Annotated in this window: 20 protein-coding genes; 9 read left to right on the forward strand and 11 right to left on the reverse strand. The window is 65.3% G+C overall.

What is annotated here, in order from left to right; all coding sequences use genetic code 11:
- The first annotated feature begins 24 nt into the window (after positions 1 to 24).
- Positions 25 to 300: a metal/formaldehyde-sensitive transcriptional repressor gene (locus ACNFHO_RS25630; RefSeq protein WP_063542664.1), complete on the forward strand. Its 276-nt coding sequence runs from the start codon at positions 25 to 27 to the stop codon at positions 298 to 300.
- Positions 301 to 420: 120 nt separating this feature from the next.
- Here the strand turns inward: ACNFHO_RS25630 and ACNFHO_RS25635 are convergent, their stop codons facing one another.
- The 6 genes from ACNFHO_RS25635 to ACNFHO_RS25660 are packed head-to-tail and all read right to left on the reverse strand — an operon-like array spanning position 421 to position 6,157.
- Positions 421 to 1,353, reverse strand: coding sequence for a phosphatidate cytidylyltransferase (locus tag ACNFHO_RS25635; RefSeq protein ID WP_063542666.1), 933 nt, complete (start codon positions 1,351 to 1,353; stop codon positions 421 to 423).
- Position 1,354: 1 nt separating this feature from the next.
- Positions 1,355 to 1,978, reverse strand: a complete 624-nt coding sequence (locus ACNFHO_RS25640; RefSeq protein WP_416767780.1) for a lysophospholipid acyltransferase family protein — start codon at positions 1,976 to 1,978, stop codon at positions 1,355 to 1,357.
- A gap of 8 nt (positions 1,979 to 1,986) precedes the next feature.
- Positions 1,987 to 2,418, reverse strand: coding sequence for a hypothetical protein (locus ACNFHO_RS25645; protein ID WP_416767781.1), 432 nt, complete (start codon positions 2,416 to 2,418; stop codon positions 1,987 to 1,989).
- The gene (locus ACNFHO_RS25650) at positions 2,415 to 3,773 is read right to left on the reverse strand and encodes a phosphatase PAP2/dual specificity phosphatase family protein (RefSeq protein WP_416767782.1); all 1,359 of its coding nucleotides are present in this window, start codon (positions 3,771 to 3,773) and stop codon (positions 2,415 to 2,417) included. The genes ACNFHO_RS25645 and ACNFHO_RS25650 overlap by 4 nt, the downstream gene beginning before the upstream one ends.
- Positions 3,773 to 5,521 (reverse strand): bifunctional alpha/beta hydrolase/class I SAM-dependent methyltransferase, encoded by a 1,749-nt coding sequence (locus ACNFHO_RS25655; RefSeq protein WP_416767783.1) that lies wholly within the window; start codon positions 5,519 to 5,521, stop codon positions 3,773 to 3,775. Before ACNFHO_RS25655 ends, ACNFHO_RS25650 begins: the two co-directional genes overlap by 1 nt.
- 30 nt (positions 5,522 to 5,551) lie before the next feature.
- The gene (locus ACNFHO_RS25660) at positions 5,552 to 6,157 is read right to left on the reverse strand and encodes a CDP-alcohol phosphatidyltransferase family protein (protein WP_416767784.1); all 606 of its coding nucleotides are present in this window, start codon (positions 6,155 to 6,157) and stop codon (positions 5,552 to 5,554) included.
- A 189-nt stretch (positions 6,158 to 6,346) separates the two neighbouring features.
- Between ACNFHO_RS25660 and ACNFHO_RS25665 the strand changes: the two genes are divergently transcribed.
- Positions 6,347 to 6,754 carry a type II toxin-antitoxin system HicB family antitoxin gene (locus ACNFHO_RS25665; protein ID WP_416767785.1) on the forward strand — a complete coding sequence of 136 codons (408 nt, stop codon included), beginning with the start codon at positions 6,347 to 6,349 and terminating at the stop codon, positions 6,752 to 6,754.
- Between the two features lie 14 nt (positions 6,755 to 6,768).
- Here the strand turns inward: ACNFHO_RS25665 and ACNFHO_RS25670 are convergent, their stop codons facing one another.
- Positions 6,769 to 6,993, reverse strand: coding sequence for an XdhC family protein (locus tag ACNFHO_RS25670; RefSeq protein ID WP_416767790.1), 225 nt, complete (start codon positions 6,991 to 6,993; stop codon positions 6,769 to 6,771).
- Between the two features lie 8 nt (positions 6,994 to 7,001).
- Here ACNFHO_RS25670 and ACNFHO_RS25675 point away from each other — a divergent pair, with 8 nt between their 5' ends.
- Positions 7,002 to 7,640, forward strand: coding sequence for a TetR family transcriptional regulator (locus tag ACNFHO_RS25675; RefSeq protein ID WP_054892660.1), 639 nt, complete (start codon positions 7,002 to 7,004; stop codon positions 7,638 to 7,640).
- Between the two features lie 2 nt (positions 7,641 to 7,642).
- On the opposite strand, the gene ACNFHO_RS25680 is transcribed toward ACNFHO_RS25675, so the two are convergent.
- From ACNFHO_RS25680 to ACNFHO_RS25695, 4 genes are all read right to left on the reverse strand, one after another.
- Entirely contained in the window at positions 7,643 to 11,200 is a 3,558-nt protein-coding gene (locus ACNFHO_RS25680) for a molybdopterin cofactor-binding domain-containing protein (RefSeq protein ID WP_416767786.1), read from the reverse strand.
- Positions 11,201 to 11,215: 15 nt separating this feature from the next.
- On the reverse strand, positions 11,216 to 11,683 hold the full coding sequence (locus ACNFHO_RS25685) for a (2Fe-2S)-binding protein (RefSeq protein ID WP_416767787.1): 468 nt from the start codon (positions 11,681 to 11,683) through the stop codon (positions 11,216 to 11,218).
- Between the two features lie 130 nt (positions 11,684 to 11,813).
- Positions 11,814 to 12,290 carry a MarR family winged helix-turn-helix transcriptional regulator gene (locus ACNFHO_RS25690; protein ID WP_063542678.1) on the reverse strand — a complete coding sequence of 159 codons (477 nt, stop codon included), beginning with the start codon at positions 12,288 to 12,290 and terminating at the stop codon, positions 11,814 to 11,816.
- 68 nt (positions 12,291 to 12,358) lie between these two features.
- The gene (locus ACNFHO_RS25695) at positions 12,359 to 13,411 is read right to left on the reverse strand and encodes a 2,5-dihydroxypyridine 5,6-dioxygenase (protein WP_063542680.1); all 1,053 of its coding nucleotides are present in this window, start codon (positions 13,409 to 13,411) and stop codon (positions 12,359 to 12,361) included.
- A gap of 329 nt (positions 13,412 to 13,740) precedes the next feature.
- Here ACNFHO_RS25695 and nicC point away from each other — a divergent pair, with 329 nt between their 5' ends.
- From nicC to ACNFHO_RS25725, 6 genes are all read left to right on the forward strand, one after another.
- Positions 13,741 to 14,889: a 6-hydroxynicotinate 3-monooxygenase gene (nicC, locus tag ACNFHO_RS25700; RefSeq protein ID WP_063542682.1), complete on the forward strand. Its 1,149-nt coding sequence runs from the start codon at positions 13,741 to 13,743 to the stop codon at positions 14,887 to 14,889.
- Complete coding sequence (gene nicD / locus ACNFHO_RS25705) at positions 14,886 to 15,692, forward strand: N-formylmaleamate deformylase (RefSeq protein ID WP_416767788.1); 807 nt, start codon at positions 14,886 to 14,888, stop codon at positions 15,690 to 15,692. The genes nicC and nicD overlap by 4 nt, the downstream gene beginning before the upstream one ends.
- Positions 15,693 to 15,705: 13 nt before the next feature.
- Positions 15,706 to 16,458, forward strand: a complete 753-nt coding sequence (locus tag ACNFHO_RS25710; RefSeq protein ID WP_054892653.1) for an Asp/Glu racemase — start codon at positions 15,706 to 15,708, stop codon at positions 16,456 to 16,458.
- Positions 16,459 to 16,472: 14 nt separating this feature from the next.
- Positions 16,473 to 17,114, forward strand: coding sequence for an N-carbamoylsarcosine amidohydrolase (locus tag ACNFHO_RS25715; RefSeq protein WP_065861555.1), 642 nt, complete (start codon positions 16,473 to 16,475; stop codon positions 17,112 to 17,114).
- 206 nt (positions 17,115 to 17,320) lie between these two features.
- Positions 17,321 to 18,634 (forward strand): MFS transporter, encoded by a 1,314-nt coding sequence (locus ACNFHO_RS25720; RefSeq protein WP_063542688.1) that lies wholly within the window; start codon positions 17,321 to 17,323, stop codon positions 18,632 to 18,634.
- A 135-nt stretch (positions 18,635 to 18,769) separates the two neighbouring features.
- Positions 18,770 to 20,062, forward strand: coding sequence for an OprD family porin (locus ACNFHO_RS25725; RefSeq protein WP_063542690.1), 1,293 nt, complete (start codon positions 18,770 to 18,772; stop codon positions 20,060 to 20,062).
- Positions 20,063 to 20,328 lie beyond the last annotated feature (266 nt).

Here is a 20,328-nt window from a genome sequence, read left to right on the forward strand (position 1 = left end):
ATACATATCATGATGTGAGGCGCCATGGCACATACGTTGAAGAACAAGAAGTCGCTGCTGACCCGAGTGCGCAAGATCAAGGGCCAGGCCGGCGCACTGGAGACGGCGCTCGAGCAGGAGAAGGACTGTCTCGCGATCCTGCAGCAGATCGCTGCGGTGCGCGGGGCGGTAAACGGCCTGATGGCCGAGGTCATGGAAGGGCATATCCGCGAGCACCTGGTGGCGGACGGGCTGAGCGTCCAAGAGCGCCAGGAAGAGGCGGACAAGGTGGCTGCGCTGCTGCGCTCCTACCTCAAGTGATTTCAGGGGCTTGAGCCAGCGGGGTGTCGCGCAGTGCTTATACCCCAGGGGGGTATTGGTGGTGAGGATCGGTAGGGGCGGGTAGGGCGCAACACCGCTGCACCCCGACCCTGCACTGGGCTAGGCCCACCAGTAGCGCACGAAGTGGAAGAACACCGGCGCGGCGAAGCACACCGAATCCATGCGGTCGAGCATGCCGCCATGCCCTTCGATCATGTGCCCCCAGTCCTTTACCCCACGGTCGCGCTTGATGGCCGACATCACCAGCCCGCCAAAGAAACCCATGGCGTTGACCGTCAGCGCCATCAGCGCTGCCTGCCAGAAGTTGAACGGGGTGATCCAGCACAGCAGCGCGCCGACCAGCGTGGCCAGAGCCACCCCGCCGGCCAGGCCTTCGACGGTTTTGGACGGCGACAGGTTGGGCGCCACCTTGCGCTTGCCGAACAGCTTGCCGCACACGTACTGCAGCACGTCGCTGATCTGCACCACCAGGATCAGCCAGGCGATCAGCAGCAGGTTGCGGCCCTCGTAGCCGGGGATGTCCAAGGTCATCAACGCGGGCACCGACGACACGCAGTACACCGCGATCATCAGGCCCCACTGCACCTTCGAGGCGCGCTCCAGGAAGCGCGTCGTATCGCCGCCAAAGCTGGCCAGGATCGGCAGCAGCAAAAACAGGTACACCGGGATGAAGATGCTGAACATGCCGTACCAGTCCATGGCGATCAGCAAATACTGCACCGGCAACGCGACGTAGAACGCAGCCACCAGCGCCGGGTAGTCGCTGCGCCGGGTCGGGGTGAGGGTCATGAACTCGCGCAGGGCGTAGAACGACACGCAATAGAACAGCACGATCACACCGTACTTGCCGAACACGAAGGCAAGGCCGATCACCAGCACCATCACCCACCAGGCGTTGATGCGTGCATTGAGGTTGTCGATCACCGCGTGCGGCGCGGAGCCTGCGCGCCACTTGAGCAGGCGGCCGATGATGCTGGCCAGGAGCAGCAGGGCGCCGATGCCGGCGAACAGGGACAAGGTGTTGTGATCCATCTCAGGCTTCCTTCGGGGCCAGGTTCAGCAAGGCCTGACGGGCCCGCTCGAGAAACGCCTGCTTGCTTTCGTCAGGCAGCACCTGCAATGGCTCGCCGAAACTCAGCGTGCACAGCAGCGGCAACGGCAGGGCGCGGCCCTTGGGCATCACCCGGTTGAGGTTGGCGATCCACACCGGTACCACCTCGATTTCCGGCTGGGCAGAGGCGAGGTGGAACAGGCCGCTCTTGAACGGCAGCAGTGGATCGTCTCCAAGATTGCGCGTGCCTTCCGGAAAGAAGATCAGCGAATCGCCCTGGGCCAGGGCGTCGAGCACCGGTTGCAACGGGTTGTCCTGGCCTTCGCTGCGCTGGCGATCGATGAGGATGCCGTTGAACACCTTGCGAATGACGAAATCGCGCAGCCCGGGCTTGTTCCAGTAGTCCGCGCCGGCCACGGGCCGCGTTCGGCGCCGCAAGGGCTCCGGCAGGGAGGCCCAGAGCAGGACGAAATCGCCGTGGCTGCTGTGGTTGGCGAAGTACAGGCGCTGCACCGGTTGTGGCGTGCAGCCGAGCCACAGGGCACGGGCGCCGGTGATCAGGCGCGCGGCGGAGGTGATGGCGAAAGCGGTGAGGGCGGCGAGCATGGTGCGGGTCATCCGGTGAAGGGCAGTGTCAGCAGGGTAGCCAAGGTCAACAGCAACTGCAGGCCCAGGCACAGTGCCTGGCGGCGCAACAGGGCGAGTGCAGCCTGGCTGCGGGTTGGCCAGTCGCGCGGATCGTCGGCGCGGGCCTTGAGGTTCAGCTCGAACAGCGCTCGGTCCAGGGCGCGGGTGTCGTCAGTGAGCCGGGTACTGCTGGCCAGGCGATCGAAGAGCTCGGCATCCAGGGCCACGCGCACGGCCCAGTATTTGTGGGCGAGGCCGAGGAGCAGCAGCACGATGCATAGCGCACTGGCCAGCGGATGCAGGTGCAGGCCGAGCAGTGGCGCGAGGCCGTAGGCGACGGCCAGCAGGGTCAGGGCGTCGGACAGGCGTTCCAGTTGTCGGCCACGGGCTAGCAGGGTGGCGACCAGGTGCAGGTTCATGGCTGGACTCCGAGTTGCAGCAGGGCATGACGGTGGCCTGGGTGCAGTACCACGCCCGGGCGGGCCTGGCGGATGAGGGCTTCGGCGGCGTCGATGTCGGCGCAGCGGCCGCTGTGGATCAGCCAGGCCGCCACGGCGCTGGCGCTGCGTGAATAGCCCAGGGCGCAGCAGACCAGCAGCGGGCCTTGCTGGCGCAGGCGGTCGATGGCTTCTGCGGCTTGGAGCAGCAGAGCGGGGCTTGGGGGGATGAGGTCCAGGGTGGGCAGGCTGAGGTAGATTGTCTGTTCCGGCCCATTCGCGGGCAAGCCCGCTCCTACAGGGTCAACAGGCGCTGTGGCTGGCCATGGGCAGGGTAGCTCCGCACACAAATCCACCACCGCCGCAAAATCACCTGCCTCGCCCAATCCGGGAATCCGTCCCAGATACACCCCGTCGCATACTTCATCTGCCTGCGGATGCCGCCAGGTCCAGGCTCGGGAGTTGATCCAGGCGCCAATCAGGTAAGGCGCCAGCAGCCAGGTCGCGGCGTTCGACAGATGCCCATCCGCAGCTTTCTGGAATCCGCTGGCCCCCAGCAGCACATAGTTCAGCGCTACCACCAGCAACGCCACTGCCGGCCATAGCAAACACAGCCACCCTCCACCCAGCTTGAAGGCCAGCAGCGCACACAACAGTGCGCCGATGCCATAGCGCAAGCCAAGCCGCCAGCGTTTCGGCTCACGCGCCAGATGCGCCTCGCGCAGCGGCAACGCGCCCTGGTGCGGCCATAGCCACAGGCACAGCAGCCCCACCAGTGCGCCGCTGGGCAGGTCGATGAAGTGGTGCTGCCAGGTGGTCAACACCGAGAGCCCGATCAAGGCCATCCAGCCGTGCACGGCCCAGCGCCAGAGCGGTTTGCGGGTGTGCCGGGCGAACAGGCTCCAGATGATCACCAGCAGCGCGATATGCAGCGACGGTGCCTGGTTATAGGGTTTGTCGAAGCCCATCAGCACATCGAACAGCCAGCCGAACACGCCTGCCAGTTCCGGTCGCTCGAAGGTGAAACGCAGCGGCCACAGCAGGAAGCAACTGACGCTGACCAGCTGCGCGGTCAACAGCGCCAGGGCATGGCGGTCCATCTCCCGACGCGTGAGCGGCAGCAGGAATGACAGGCCATACAACAGGTCGATCGACCAGTACGGAATGATCGTCCATGGCCACAGCGGCATGTGCCGTTCCCAGCCGAACACCAGGCTGCCGACATCGTCGCGCCCGGCGGTGTAGGTGTTGGCCAGGCCGTAACTGAGGAAGAAGAACGGCCCGAGCAGCAACAGCCACAGGACACCGCGCCGGATCAGCCCGGCTTCGCGCGTCATCAGCGAACCCGCTGGGCCAGGCTGACGCTGAAGATGCCCCACTCGTCGATGCGCTGGGCGATCTTGCGAAAACCGGCCGCCTCCACCAACTGGTCCATCTCGGCCTGGCTGCGCCGGCGCATGACCCAGGCATCGCCGCCGCGGTGGCTGGTCAGGGCGCGGGCGATCATCTCCAGTTGCGGATGCCATGGCTGGCCGGTGTAGACCAGGTAGCCGCCGTCTTCCACGGCGTCGGCCAGGCCCGCCAGGGAGTCGCCCACCAGTTGGTTGCTGGCGAACAGCTCATAGAGCCCGGACACCACCGCCAGGGTGGGGCGTGGGTCGAGGCTCGCCAGGCTCTGGCGGTCGAAGGCATCGCCCTGGACGAAACGGGCAATCTCGCCCAGGCCCTTTTCGTCGATCAGCGCGCTGCCCTGCTGCACGTTCAGCTCGCTGTAGTCGCGCAGCAGGATCGAGTCCGGCAATTGCTCCTGCAGCGCTTCGAGGATGTAGCGGCCGTGGCCGGCGGCGATGTCGACGATGTGCACAGGGCGTGCCTGTTCGCGCAGGCGAGCGATGGCCAGGCGCAGCAGTTCCTCGACATGCACCTTGCGTTGGCGGATACCACGCCAGCCGATGGCGTCGAGGTAGTTGCGATCGATCAGCTCGCCCAGTTTGCCCTTGCCGGTCGCCTGGTTGCGGTACACGTAGTCCAGGGTGCTGCCGGAGTCGAAGCCGGTGTCGAAACCCAGCTTCACCCCTTCGGACAGCCCCTTGCCCAGGCGCAGGCTGGCGCGGTAGCTGCGCCAGTAGAGGTCGCGCGGCGAGTTGTGCGGCAGCGGTGCGGCGAGGCTCTCGGCCTCGGCGCAGCTGGCACCGACCTTGTCGGCATCGAGCAGCGAAGGCGCAGGCAGCGGCGCGTCGAAACAGTGGGCGATGAAGCGCTCGATCCGCGCCAGGGCGTGTGCGCGGTCGCGTTCGCCGAGGGTGTCGTGGAAGAAGCCGGGCAGGATATGCATCTCCTTGCGCGGGCTGCCCAGGCGCTCGAAGAAACGCTCCTGCGGGCCGCGTTCCACCACGAAGTCCGCGCCAGACACCAGCAACTGCGTCGGTATCTGGATGGCCTGGGCGTCGGCGACCACGCGGTCGGCTGCCTCGTACAGGCCCAGCAGCACGGTCACCGAGATCGGTCGGCTGATCAGCGGGTCTGCGGTGTACGACATCACCCGTTCCGGATCATGGGTGAGCAGCCGCGGCTTGACGTAGCTGTTGACGAAGAAGTTGCCGCGCAGGGCCTTGAGCAGTTTCAGGCCGGGGCGAGCGAAGGGCACGTAGAGCTTGACCTTGAACGCCGGCGAGGCCAGCACCAGGCAGCGCACCTTGGGCGCGTAGTCGTGGGCCCAAGTGGCGATCAGCACTGCGCCGACGCTCTGCGCCAGCACGACCATATCGGGCTCGGCGATACCGTGCTGCGCCTGGATATGTTCGATGAAGGTCTGCACGTCGCGCACGCTGGTGGCGAAGCTCGGACTGTCGCCACGGGCCCCTGGCGACAGGCCATGGCCACGGGCGTCCCAGGCGAAAATGTCGTAACCGGGCAGGTCCAGTTCGTCGGCCAGGTGCGCCATGCGCCCGCCGTGCTCGTGCCCGCGATGGAACATCACCAGTGCCCGGCGCGGCTGGTGCTCGTTGCGGGTGGCCGGCCAGTGCCGGTAGTGCAGCTCGACGCCGTCGTGGGTCGAGAAGTGCAGCGATTGCGCTTGGCGCATGGCGAAAGTCCTTGTCCTGCGGCGGTGGGGTCAGCGGGTTTCGGCCAGCCCGTGGCGTACCCGGTTGTAGAGGGTATAGAGCGAGAGCAGCAGGATGACCAGCAGCAGGCCGTTGATCCACGTCGGATTCAGCACGCCTAAGGCCACGCCGGTACCCAGTACGCCGAAGGCAAAGGCCCGGTCGCTCTTGCCCATCGGGCCGTCGTAACGCCGCGAAGCACCGGCCAGCGGGCCCATCACCCCGGCGTATTCACTGATGACGGCAAGCAACACCACCAGCACCACCAGTGCCGGCGACACCCCGACCAGCAACGCGAAGGGCAGGTACAGCGCCGCGTCGGCGATCACGTCGCACAGCTCGTTGAGGTAGGCACCGAGGGTCGATTGCTGGCCGAATTCACGGGCGAGCATGCCGTCGACGGCATTGAGCGCCATGCGCAGCAGCATCCACACCGGGACGAGGATGAACAGCCAGGTGACGTGGGGCAGCCAGGCGAGCAGCAGCCCCAGCAGCACTGACACCAGCGCTGCGGCGACGGTGACCTGGTTGGCCGTGACGCCGCGATCGTAGAGACGCTGCACCGAAGGGCGCAGCAGAGCCTGGAAGCGGGGTTTGAGCTGATAGATGGATGGCACGGTGAGTTCCCTGTCGTGGTGCGGCGTGGAGGGGATTGTGGGGAAAGAGATTGGCGGGCGGCAAGGTGCATTTGTCCTACATGTGAACCAGATAAAGCCTTCACCTCAAAGAGCGTGCCACCGCTCGTCAGGGATTGTGTGGGTAGTGTGTATTAGGGGCTGGTTTAAGTTAAGGAGATGTATGAGTCGATGAAATTTCCAGTTGTTTTGCACAAGGACATAGATTCCGACTACGGCGTGACCGTACCCGATGTCCCAGGTTGTTTTTCTGCCGGCGTCTCCGCTGCCCAGGCGCTCGATAACGTCCAGGAGGCACTGGCGCTGCATTTTGAAGGCCTTGTCGCCGATGACGAGCCTTTTCCCCAGGCGCAGGAGATCGATGTACACGTGGCCAATCCGGATTTTGCCGGTGGTATCTGGGCCGTAGTTGATTTTGATGTCACGCCCTACCTGGGCAAGGCGGTGCGTTTCAATGCGACGCTGCCAGAGAACCTGCTGCAGCGCATCGACGAGAAGGTGAAGCGCGATACTCGATATGCCTCGCGTTCCGGTTTTCTGGCTTCAGCGGCGCTGCGCGAGTTGTCGATTGCCTATTGAAGTGGCCATCGCGGCTACAACGCATCCCGCGCCTTGCCGCGATACACCCGCAGCACATCCGCCATTACCGCCAGGGCGATTTCCGCTGGCGACTTGCTGCCCAGGTCCAGCCCGATCGGCCTGTGCAGGCGTTCGATCTGCTGGGCCGGTCGACATGCTGCATGTTGGTTACCCCGTTCCAATCGTTGGCGCCCCACCCCATGTCTGTGGCAGTGTTGGCTATCTGGCCAGCCCCACAGGGACCGACATGCAGACTCGCAAAACCGGTGTTCGTGCCCAGCAGGCCGACCGCACCAAGGACAACATCCTCAAGGCCGCGGTGAAGGTCTTCAGCAAGGAGGGCTTCACCGGCGGGCGCGTCGAGCAGATTTCCACGCTGGCCAAGTCCAACGACCGGATGATCTATTACTACTTCGGCAACAAGGAAAAGTTGTTCATCAGCGTGCTGGAGCATATCTACGCCAGCTTCAACCAGGCCGAGGCCAAGCTGCGCCTTGACTTGTCCGACCCCGAGAGCGCGTTGCGCCAACTGGTGGCGTTCATCTGGGACTACTACGTACGTCATCCCGAGTTCGTTACCATCCTGGCCACCGAAAACCTTCACCAGGGCCAGCACGCGCGCAAGTCGCAGAACCTGCAGGCGCTGTCCGGCGAGGCGGTCGGCGTGCTGCGGCCGATCATCGAGGCGGGGCAGGCCAAGGGCCTGTTCCGCAATGACATCGACATCACCCACGCCTACCTGATGATTGCCTCGCTCTGCTATTTCTATAACTCCAACCGCCATACGCTCAGCTCGTTCCTCGCCGTAGACCTCGCCGACAAGCAGGCCAAGGCCGACTGGTTGGACTTCATCAGCGATCTCGCCCTGCGCGGCCTGCGCCGCTAGCCTCAGTGGCTGCCGGGGTTGGCGCGTACCTGCGCGCTCTTCGCCGCCAGCCCTTGCCAGGCCGGTTTGTCGGCGGCGAAACGCTGGCGCAGGTAGGCGGCCAGGTCCGCCACCTGGCGGTCCGAAAGGCTATCCCTGAAGCCGGGCATATAGCCCAGGTCGCGGGTCGCAGGCGTTGGAATACCGTGCAAGATCACGCGCAGCAGGTTGTCCGGCACATCGCTGTGCACGTTGCTGTTGACCGCCATCGACGGGCTGACACCGAACAGCTTCGGCCCCAGGCCATCGCTGTGACAGGCCATGCACGCACCTTTGAATACCCGCTCGCCATTGCTGATGGACAGTTGCGTATCGACCTGAGGCGCAGCCTGGGTCGCGACCGTCTGCGGCTCGCCGTCCAGTGAACTCAGGTAGTGGGCAATGGCCCGCACGTCGCTCTCCGGCAAGGTCGCCAGCTCGCTGACCACTGGCCCCATGGGCCCGGCGGCGACACCGTGCTTGTCGGAGAAACCGGTGCGCAGATAAGTGAACAACTCGCTCTCGCTCCAGGGCGTGGACGACTTGCCCAGGGCGTTGAGTGCTGGCGCCTCCCAACCATCGACCATGCCCCCGGCCAGGTAGCTCTTGCCGGCTTTTTCCGCGCCCATCAGGTTGCGTGGCGAGTGACAGGCGGTGCAGTGTCCGAGGCCGTCGACCAGGTAGGCGCCGCGGTTCCACTGCGCACTGCGCTGTGGGTCGGGCTGGTACTCGCCGCGCTTGAGGAACAGCGCGTTCCAGCCGGCCATCAGCGGGCGCTGGTTGAACGGGAAACGCATGTCGTTGGCCGGCGACTCCTGGCGTACCGGTGTCTGCGACATCAGGTAGGCGTACAGCGCCTGCATGTCACCGTCGGTGATATTGCGAAACGAGGTGTAGGGAAAGGCCGGGTACAGATGTCGGCCGTCGCGGCTGATGCCCTCGCGCATGGCGCGCTCGAAGGCGGCGAACGACCAGCGGCCGATGCCGGTTTCCGGATCGGGCGTGATGTTGGTGCTGTACAGCGTGCCGAACGGCGTTTCCATCGCCAGGCCGCCGGCATTGACCTTGCCGCCGCTGACCGTGTGGCACACCGCGCAATCGCCGGCCGCCGCCACCTGGCGCCCGCGTTCGAGCATCGCCGCCGACCAGCTGCCGGCCGCCGGAGGCGTCACCGGCGCGATTTCCGTGCGAAAGGGCAGGGCCGTGGCGAGCATGCCCAGGGCGGCACCGAACACGCCGGCGATCGAGCCGAACCACCACTTCGAGCGTTTCGACGCGGGCGGTGCTGGCGCAGACGAATCCTCGCCGTTACCGCCAAGCGCAGCACGCACCCGTTCCGCCGTAATCGGCAACTCGCGAAAGCGTATGCCGGTGGCGTCGAAGATCGCGTTGGCGATGGCCGCCGCGCTCGGCACCGAGGCCGACTCGCCGCTGCCCATCGGTGGTTCGTGTTGGCGCGGCAGCATCATCACGTCGATGGCTGGCAGCTCCGGGAAGGTGAGGATCGGGTAGCCGCCCCATTCCTTGCTGGCCACCGTCGACTCCTCGAAGTGCACCTGTTCCTTGAGCACGCGGCTGGTGGACTGGATCACGTTGCCGTGGATCTGGTGGCGCACGCCTTCGGGGTTGACCATCATGCCCGCATCATGGCCGATCACCACACGGGTGACGGCTACCTCGCCGGTGCGCCGGTCCACCGCCACATCGGCGACCCAGGCCGCCCAAGCCGCCCCGAAACCCGGGAATTTGCTGTGGATGTAGCGCGCATAGGCAAAGCCGCGACCGCGCAACACATCGCCCTCGGCGGGTGCCTGCATGGGCTGGGTGTGCGCCTGCCACTGCGCGCGTTCGGCGGTGGCCTTGACCAGATCGATGGCACGCGGGTCGGACAGGTGGCGCAGGCGGTATTCGACCGGGTCGACGCCTGCCGCGAAGGCCAGTTCGTCGATGTAGGACTCGTGGGCGAAGCTGTTGGGCATCGCCGACACGCCACGCATCCACGAGGCGCGTACCAGCGGTGTCATGTCATTGATGGTGACGCGCATGTGTTCGTAGTCATAGGGCGGAATCGAGGTGCGGTCGCCCATTTCGAACAGCGCCGGCACCGGTTCCACCGCGCCGGTCAGCAGCAGGGCGAGGGTGGGGGCGCCGTTGGAGGGGTAGCTGGTCTGGAAGTCGTAGGCGGCGACCGTGCCGTCGGCGTTCAGGCCGCCGTCGATCTCCATCAGTTGCGCGGTGCCCTTGGGCTCCCAGACATGCTCCTGCTCGCGGGTCAGTTGCACCCGCACCGGGCGTCCGACCGCACGCGACAGCAGCACCGCGTCGGCGCACACGTCGTCGGCGCAGTTGCGGCCGTAGCAGCCCGCCGCCTCCATGCGGATGATCTCGATGCGCGCTTCGGGGCATTCCAGCAACCAGGCGAGATCGGCGCGCAGCAGGTGCGGATTCTGGGTGCCGGACCAGACGCGGATCTGGCCTTCGGTGAAGTCGGCCAGGGCACAGGACGGGCCGATCGAGCCATGCAACTGGTAGGGCCACAGGTAACTGCGGCTCAGGCGCTGGCTGGCATTGGCGATGCCCGCGTCGACCTCGCCCTTGTCCAGTACGGTGCGCTGCACCCTGGGGTTGTCGCGGATGGCCTGGGCGACGTCGCTGAGGTCGGGCAGCTTGCCGGTGAACGGCTTCCAGCTCAGCTTGAGGTCGTGGGCGGCGCGGATCGCCTGTTCCTCACGCTCGGCCACCACGCCGACGAAGTCGCGGATCACCACCACGGCGACCACGCCAGGCACATGGGCGATGGAGCTTTCATCCACCGCCAGCAGGCTGTTGCCGACGAAGTCGCCACTGTCGTGACCGGCATAGGGCGGGCGGATCACCCGGCCGTGGAGCATGTCGGGCAGGCGCATGTCGTGCACGTAGGTCAGCTCGCCGGTGGCCTTGCCGGGGATGTCTACCCGCGCGGCGCTGCGCCCGACCAGGCGATAGTCCTCGACGGCCTTGAGCGGCGCGTCGTCGGCGATGCGCAATTGCTGGTTTTGTCCGCGCACCAGGTCGGCGAAGGGTAGGCGACGGCCGTCTTCGGCGATCACCGCGCCTTCTTCGATCCGCAACGCATTGGCTGCGCAGCCCAGCTCAAGGGCGGCCTGCTGCAGCAGGAAGCGTCGCGCCGTGGCCGCGGCCTTGCGCAATGGCACGGCGGAAATCTGCAGGGTGGCGCTGGCGATGGTCGCGCCCTGGTTCGGCGCACGCTCTGTGTCGCCGAGCACCATGTGCACCTGGTCCATGCGCAGGTCCAGCTCCTCGGCGACGATTTGCGCCAGCGAGGTGCGGATGCCGGTACCCAGGTCGACGTGGCCATTGAAGGCGTAGACCAGGCCGTCGTCGCTGACGGCGATGAACAGTGCCAGTTCGCGGTCCTTGATGACCGGCGTCACGCCCTTTGCGACCGGCCCTGAGGGTGGGGTGATCTCGTCGACGATCAGCAGCACGCCGCTGCTGGCCAGCAATTGCTCGCGTGAAGGCACCTGTTGCGAGTGATTCATGAGGTTCTCCGGATCTCAGGCCTGGCGGCCGGCGGCGCGGCGCACCGCGCGCAGGATTTCGACGTGGGTGCCGCAGCGGCAGAGGTTGCCGGACAGTTCGTTGCGGATCTGTTCGTCGGTGGGATTGGGGATACGGTCGAGCAGGGCCTTGGCGGTCATGATCATGCCGTTCATGCAGTAGCCGCACTGGGCCGCCTGTTCGTCGATGAACGCCTGCTGCACCGGGTGCGGCGCGGCCTTGCAACCGAGACCTTCGAGCGTGGTGACCTCGCGGCCTTCGGCGCCGGCCAGGGGGATCACGCAGGAGCGCGCGGCCACCCCGTCGATGATTACCGTGCAGGCCCCGCACTCGCCCAGGCCGCAGCCGTACTTGGGGCCGTTCAGGCACAGGTCGTTGCGCAGGATCAGCAGCAGCGGTGTGTCGGCGTCGGCGCTGACATCCACAAGCTGACCGTTGATCCGCAGGGAGATGGTTGTTTGCATTGTTGGCTCATCTCTGGGGCGCTACCAAAGAACACAATTGGTGCGCTTTTTCGGTAAGTACTCACTACATGAAATGGTGAGCAAGAAGCAGGCCAGAGATGGCGTTGAGGGGGGAGGAGTGGAGGCGTTGCTAGCCGGCCGACTCGTCGCTGTCGATCATCTTGCGCAACAGGAACAGGATCGCCACCCGCTCCCCGGCATTGAGGCTGCCCATGCTCAGCTCACTGATCTGTCGTGCGCATGGAATCATCGCATCGAGCAGCGCCGAGCCGCTTTCGGTGAGCTCGACGATGACCTTGCGCCGGTCGTCCGGGTCTGGCGACAGTTGCACCAGTTCCCGCGCCTTGAGGCGCTCGACGATGCCACGGATGGTCGCCTGGTCCACCGCGGTGGCCTTGATCAGCTCGGCCTGGGAGCTGGGCCCGTGGTCGCGCAGGGCGCACAGGGTGACGAACTGGATCGAGGTGAGCTGTGGATCGCACGCCTGCTGCTGGAAGATCGCCGTATGCCGCTGGTACGCCTTGCGCAGCAGGTGGCCGATCTGTTCGGTGACGTCATAGGGCGTGGTGTCGAGCGGGGTGGCAACGGGGGCGGTTTTCTTCGGCATGTGATGGCTTGGGCTGTGTGGGTTGGCTGGCCGGCCCCCGAAAGCGGAGCGCCGGGCCAGTATAACCCCTATCGGGCCTTGGACTCCTCGGGCGCGACCACCTCGCCGGCCAGCACCACGGCCTGGTCGTCCAGGTAGATATCGCAGTTGCGCAGCGGGATATCCAGGTGGCACGGGGTCTTGCGCTTGCCGCCGACCTCGGTGTTTGGGCCGGTGGAGAACAGGAAGTTGCCGTAGAAGGCGCGGGCGTCCATGCACATGCCGTCGTTGCGGTCGTGCAGGCCCATGGCGGTCCATTGCGCGCGGGGTTGCAGGCCCCAGCCGATGTGGGAGATGCCGTACACCTCGGGGTCGTTGAAGTACTTCATGTAGTCACGCAGGTACTCGGCCTCGAAGCCGCCGTGGATACCGGTGATGAAGCCTTTCTCGATCTCCAGGGTGATGCGCTCGCGGCAGTAGTTCTTGAACGGCAGGATGATGTCGCCGACATCCAGCACCAGCGTACCTTCGGCGCTGTCCTCGTTCGGCCAGGTGAACAGGAAGCCACTGGGCCAGTGGTCCCAGCGTCCCGGCTCGTCGGCGTAGCCGTATTCGGTGACCGCCGGATACTGGCCGAGCGGGGCGTGGAAGTCGCTGCCGGCCTTGGAGCGCACGTGCATGCTGCGCGCTTGCTTGAGCAGGGTCTCGGCGGCCAGCACGCGACGCTTGTCGTCCTCGGTGGGCAGCATGCGCGCCAGTACTTCCGGGGGTTCGACCGCCAGCAGGATGCGCGTGCCGGTCTTGAGGATCTGCTCCTGCTCGGGAGAGTGCAGCAGCATCATGGTGTCGACGATCAGGTCGGCCGCCTCCAGCGCCCGCTGGGCGGCGATGTTGCCGGTCAGCGCGGTGTCGCCGCAGTAAGCGGTCATGTCGTTGCCCATCGCCGTGGGGTGGTTGAACGACGGCAACTCCACCGCATAGACCTTGGCCTTCAGGCGCTGCGCGGCCTCCATCGCGGCGTTGACCGTGCGCGGGTCGGAGTAGTGGCTCTTGAGCACGGCGACGCTCTGGGTTTCGTCAACCCGAGACAGTTTCAGCACGTGTTCGAACATCTGGGTCAGCTCTGCATTGCTCACCGGCATGGGGGTTCTCCTGGTCAGGACTCAAGGGTCGAGCGGCTGCACCACGGCAGTGCCGGGCGCGTCATCTCGGTGCAAAACAATAGTGTGTACACCATATTTGCTCAGATGAAAGCGCATCCCGTCGATTAGCGCAAGCGTTGCGATCAAACGTTACCTATTCACACATATTCCAATGTTTGCGGTAACAACGGCCGCGTTATCGCCATTGATCGCGGTCCTTGAAAATATTTTGCACTGCCTCTTCCAATTAAAAAAATAGAGCGTATACACTCTAAATCGTCGAGCGGCCGAACCGCTGGCAACACATCAGAACAAGAGGAGACATACCCATGCGGGGTAGGCAGAAAATCGCAATCGTCGGTGCAGGTCTGGGTGGGGCGGCGGCCGCCACGTTGCTGCAGCAGGCCGGGTTCGACGTCGAGGTGTTCGAGCAGGCGCCGGAGTTCACCCGCCTGGGTGCGGGCATCCACATCGGCCCCAACGTGATGAAGATCTTCCGTCGCATGGGCCTCGAGCAGAAGCTGGAGCTGATGAGCTCGCACCCGGACTTCTGGTTCAGCCGCGACGGCAGGACCGGCGACTACCTGGCGCGGATCCCGCTGGGCGAGTTCGCTCGCCGCGAGTACGGCGCCTCGTACATCACCATCCACCGCGGCGACCTGCACGCGCTGCAGATCGAGGCGATCAAGCCGGGCACCGTGCATTTCGGCAAGCGCCTGGAAAAGATCGTCGACGAGGGTGACCAGGTGCGCCTGGACTTCGCCGACGGCACTCATACCGTGGCCGATATCGTCATCGGTGCCGATGGCATCCACTCGAAGATCCGCGAGGAACTGCTGGGCGCTGAAGCGCCGATCTACAGCGGTTGGGTCGCTCACCGTGCGCTGATTCGCGGCGACAAGCTCAAGCAGCACGCAGACGTGTTCGAGGACTGCGTGAAGTGGTGGACCGACGATCGTCACATGATGGTCTACTACACCACCGGCAAACGCGACGAGTACTACTTCGTCACCGGCGTACCGCACGAGGCCTGGGACTTCCAGGGCCCATTCGTCGACAGCAGCCAGGAAGAGATGCGCGCCGCATTCGAGGGCTACCACTCGACGGTGCACAAGCTGATCGACGCGACCGAGTCCATCACCAAGTGGCCGCTGCGCAACCGCAACCCGCTGCCGCTGTGGAGCCGTGGCCGCCTGGTGCTGCTGGGCGATGCCTGCCATCCGATGAAGCCGCACATGGCCCAGGGCGCCTGCATGGCCATCGAGGACGCGGCAATGCTGACCCGCTGCCTGCAGGAAACCGGGCTGTCCGACCACCGCACCGCCTTCGCCCTCTACGAAGCCAACCGCAAGGAACGCGCCTCGCGGGTGCAGTCGGTGTCCAACGCCAACACCTTCCTCTACACCCAGGAAGACCCGGCGTGGGTCTACGGCTATGACCTCTATGGCCAGGAACTGAAAAGCGGGGAGGCGGCATGAGCAGCTTCGTCGCCGGCGGCAACGTCAGCGCCAACGGCATCCGCCAGCACTACCTGCGCTACGGCGGCAAAGGGCCGGCGCTGATCGTGGTGCCGGGGATCACCAGCCCGGCGATCACCTGGGGGTTCGTCGCCGAGCGTCTCGGCCTGCACTTCGACACCTATGTGCTGGACGTGCGCGGGCGTGGCTTGTCCTCCAGCGGCCCTGGCCTGGACTACGGCACCGATGCCTGCGCCGCCGACATTCCGGCCTTCGCCGCAGCGCTTGGGCTTGGCAGCTATCACCTGGTCGGCCATTCGATGGGCGCACGCTTCGCCATTCGCGCTGCCGCCCAGGGCGCGCCAGGCCTGCAGCGCCTGGTGCTGATCGATCCGCCGGTGTCCGGCCCGGGCCGGCGCGAGTATCCGAGCAAGCTGCCGTGGTACGTCGATTCGATCCGCCAGGCCACGATCGGCATGACCGGCGAGGACATGCGCGCCTTCTGCGCGACCTGGAGCGACGAGCAACTGGCCCTGCGCGCCGAATGGCTGCACACCTGCCATGAGCCGGCGATCGTGCGGGCCTTCAACGATTTCCACGAGGTGGATATCCATCAGGACCTGCCTGCCGTGCGCCAGCCGGCGCTGCTGATGGTGGCCGGGCGTGGCGGTGTGATCCAGGCGCAGGACATCGCCGAGATCCGCGAGCTCAAGCCGGACATCCAGGTGGTTCAGGTCGACAACGCCGGCCACATGATTCCCTGGGACGACCTCGAAGGCTTCTTTGCCGCCTTCGGCGATTTCCTCGACCATCCCCTCGTCTGAAGGAGCACGAGACATGACCAAGCTGTATCGCATCGGCCAGATCGTGCCGAGTTCGAACACCACCATGGAAACCGAGATCCCGGCGATGCTCACCGCGCGCCAGGCGATCCGCCCGGAGCGCTTCACCTTCCACTCCAGCCGCATGCGCATGAAGCAGGTGAAGAAGGAAGAACTGGCGGCGATGGACGCCGAGTCCGACCGCTGCGCGGTGGAGTTGTCCGACGCCAAGGTCGACGTGCTGGGCTACGCGTGCCTGGTGGCGATCATGGCCATGGGGCTGGGCTATCACCGCCAGTCGGAGAAACGCTTGCAGAAAGCCACCGCCGACAACGACGCGCTGGCGCCGGTGATCACCAGTGCAGGTGCCTTGGTCGAGGCGTTGCACGTCATGAAGGCCAAGCGCATCGCCATCGTTGCGCCCTACATGAAGCCGCTGACCGAGCTGGTGGTGAACTACATCCGTGAAGAGGGCTTCGAGGTTCAGGATTGGCGTGCGCTGGAGATCCCCGACAACCTCGCCGTGGCGCGCCATGATCCGGCCAACCTGCCGGGCATCGTCGCCGGCATGAACCTGGAAGGCGTCGATGTGGTGGTGCTGTCGGCCTGCGTGCAGATGCAGTCGCTACCCGCCGTGGCCAAGGTCGAGGCACAGACCGGCAAGCCGGTGGTCACCGCGGCCATCGCCACCACCTACGCCATGCTCAAGGCACTGGACCTGGAGCCTGTGGTTCCGGGCGCTGGTGCCCTGCTGTCGGGCGCCTACTGAAACGGGAGACGGACATGAGCGACGCACAGAGCGCCCGTGACAACTACCAGGGCGTGTGGGGCCAGCGCATCGGCTTCGGCCGCAAGGCGGCCCTGCTGATGATCGACTTCATGCAGGGCTATACCACCCCCGGTGCGCCACTCTACGCCCCCGGCGTGGTGTCGGCCGTCGAGCAGGCCAGCGGCCTGCTGGCGCTGGCGCGTGACTGCGGTACTCTGGTGGTCCACACCAATATCCGCTACCAGCCCCCGCACTTTGCCGATGGTGGCGTGTGGGTACGCAAGGCGCCGGTGATGAAGGACATGGTCGAGGGCAATCCACTGGCCGCGTTCTGCGAGGCGGTGATGCCACTGGCGCAGGAAGTGGTGCTGAGCAAGCAGTATGCGAGCGCCTTTTTCGGCACCAGCCTTGCACCGCTGCTGCATGCGCAAGGGGTCGACACCGTGGTGCTGGCCGGCTGCTCCACCAGCGGCTGTATCCGCGCCAGTGCGGTGGATGCGCTGCAGCACGGGTTCCGGACCATCGTGGTGCGCGAGTGCGTCGGCGATCGCCATGAGGATCCGCACGAAGCGAACCTGTTCGACATCGACAGCAAGTACGGCGATGTCGTCAGCCGCCAGGAGGCCATGGAGCAACTCAAGCGCCTGGCCGACTGAACCGGGCGCCTTGTACCCATAACAATCGAGGAACGGTGCAGGAACGCCCGCTCCATCGCCGTCCGCTGTGCGGACGGTCGCCCCGCAGGAGCACTCGGGGTCTTGTGACGCTGCCCTGGACAGCCGCCTGTAGTGTGCGGCGCTCTTGGAGCGTCGAAAACTGCTGGCCTAAAAACAACCACAAAGTCGCCGCCAGGAGACAAGAAATGCCAATTGCGAATGCAACCGCGGTTCACAGTGCAACCGACCAGGGCACACAAGCGCTCTACCGCAAGATCACATGGAGGCTGATTCCCTTCCTGTGCTTCTGCTATCTCGCGGCCTATCTGGACCGCATCAACGTCGGCTTCGCCAAGCTGCAGATGCTCGAAGACCTGCAGTTCAGTACCGCAGCCTACGGCCTGGGGGCCGGGCTGTTCTTCGTCGGCTACATCATCTTCGAGGTGCCGAGCAACCTGATCCTGGAGCGCGTCGGTGCCAAGCTCTGGATTGCCCGGATCATGATCACCTGGGGCCTGCTGTCGGCCTGCACCATGTTCGTGTCCACCACCACCCAGTTCTACATCCTGCGTTTTCTGCTCGGGGCCGCCGAGGCGGGCTTCCTCCCGGGCGTGCTGTACTACCTGACCATGTGGTATCCGACCTACCGGCGTGGGCGCATCATCGCGCTGTTCATGATCGGCTTGCCGCTGTCGAGCGTGATCGGTGGTCCGATCTCTGGCTGGATCATGGGGCACTTCGACCAGGTCCACGGCCTGCATGGCTGGCAGTGGCTGTTCCTGCTCGAGGCGATCCCCAGCGTGCTGCTCGGTATCCTGACCTTCTGGGCCCTGCCGAACAATTTCCACCAGGCCAAATGGCTGTCCGACGATGACAAGGCGCAACTGGCCAGCGACCTGGCTGCGGACGATGCCGAGGGCAAGGGCAGCAAGCACAGCTTCCGCGATGGCTTCTTCAACCTGAAGGTATGGATGCTCGGCGGCATCGATTTCTCGATCCTGCTCAGTGCCTATGCCATGGGGTTCTGGATGCCGACTTTCATCCGCGATGCAGGCGTCAGCGACACCTTCCACATCGGCTTGCTCACTGCGATTCCGAGCCTGGCCGCGCTACTCGGCATGCTGATGATCGGCGCCAGTTCCGACCGTCATCGCGAGCGTCGCTGGCACATCATCGTGCCGTTCATCATCGGCGCTATCGCCATGGCCAGCAGCACTCTGTTCAGCCAGAACCTGGTGATGACCGTGGCGCTGTTCGCCATCGCCTCGGCGGCGATCATCGGTGCGGTGCCGGTGTTCTTCAGCCTGCCGGCGACCTTCCTCAAGGGCACCGCTGCGGCCACCGGTTTCGCACTTGCTTGCTCGCTGGCCAATATCGCGGGCCTGGTGAGCAACTCGCTGATGGGCATCGTGACCGATCTCACCGGTACCTCCCATGCGGCATTGTGGGTGTTCGCCGGCTGCCTGATCCTGAGCTGCTTCCTGGTGATCGCGCTGCCCGCGAAGCTGGTCAACCGCTAGCGGTCGATCGCTTCTCGCAACGGTAGCCCGGCGGGCCTGGCGCCCGCCTGATCCCTTCATCACGCCATCCGCACGTCGGCGGCCTTTGGGCTGCCGCGGTGGATCGCTGTTGCCCGAATCCAGGAGTCGCTCCCCATGCACGTACAGATTTCCCAACGTTTTTCATCGGCCACCCGACTGGCCGGTGGCTGCGTCGCCGCAGCGCTGTGCCTCGATGCCTCTGCCGAAGACAGCGGTTTCATCGAAGGCGCCCGCGCCACCTTGCAGGCGCGCAATTACTTCTTCAGCCGCGACTATGCGGATATCAAGGGGGCCAGCACCCAGTCCCGAACCCAGGAGTGGGCGCAGGGGTTCATCCTCAATGCCAGCTCCGGTTATACACAGGGGACGGTGGGTGTCGGCCTCGATGTGACCGGGCTGCTTGGCTTCAAGCTCGACAGCAGTCCGGAGCATTCGAAGTCGGGCCTGCTGCCGAGCCTTGCCAGCGGCAAGTCGGCGGACGAGTACAGCCGCCTGGGTGCGGCGATCAAGTTCAAGGTGTCGCAGACCGAGCTCAAGGTCGGTGAGCTGATGCCCAACCTGCCAGTGCTGTTGTTCAGCGACTTGCGCCTGCTGCCGCCAACGTATCAGGGGGCGATGCTCGAGTCCCGCGAGATCGCCGGGTTGACCTTGAACGCCGGCCAGTTCCGCTCCACCAGCCTGCGCGACTCGTCCAACAGCCAGAAGATGTACGCGCTGGTCAACGACCCGATCAACCCGTCGAGGCTGGCGCGCTTCACCAGCGACCGCTTCAACTACGTCGGCGCCGACTATGCCTTCAACGACAACCGCACCAGCGTCGGGGTGTGGCAGGCGCAACTGGAGGATATCTACCAGCAGCGCTTCTACAGCTTCAAGCACGCCGAGCCGGTGGGCGACTGGACGCTGGGTGTCAATGCCGGGTACTTCGACGCCCGCGAGGACGGTCGCAAGATTGCCGGTGATTACGACAACCATGCCTTGTTCAGCCTGTTCTCGGCCAAGACTGGCGGGCATACCTTCTATGTGGGCTACCAGCAGATCGGCGGCAAGGATGGCTTCATCCAGGTCGGGGCCAACACCAACCCGATGGGCAACACGCTGCCAACCTACGAGTTCTCGGCGCCGGGGGAACGTTCCTGGCAGGTGCGCCATGACTACAACTTCGTGGCCCTGGGCATTCCCGGCCTGACCTCGACTCTGCGCTATGTGAAGGGCGGGGATGTGGACACCGGGCTTGGCTTCGAAGGGCGTGACCGGGAGCGCGATCTGGACCTGGCGTATGTGGTGCAGAGCGGGCCGCTGGCCGGGCTGGGAGTGCGGGTTCGCAATGTCATGGCGCGGTCCAACTACCGGACCGATATCGATGAGAACCGGTTGATCCTGAGCTATACGGTGAAGTTGTTCTGATCGGGGTGTGCTGAGTCAGTACCGGCCTTTTCGCGGGCAAGTCGCAACGGAGAACCGCTCGCCCTGTGGGGGCGAGGGTTCGGCGCCCCGACTTGTCCCGCGAGGCAGACGACGCGTTGCATGGCACCGGCTACGCCGGTGATCGCGGGACAAGCCCGCTTGTGTCTTGATAGGGGATTAGAATCTGGAGTGAGAGCGGTGAATGGCAAGCTGAATGCCGCGTGTGCCTTGAGCACGAGTGGGAGCACAAGCTGCCATTCACCGTT

The organism is Pseudomonas sp. NY15374 (genome assembly GCF_048068255.1).
In the GTDB taxonomy this organism is placed as follows: domain Bacteria; phylum Pseudomonadota; class Gammaproteobacteria; order Pseudomonadales; family Pseudomonadaceae; genus Aquipseudomonas; species Aquipseudomonas machongensis.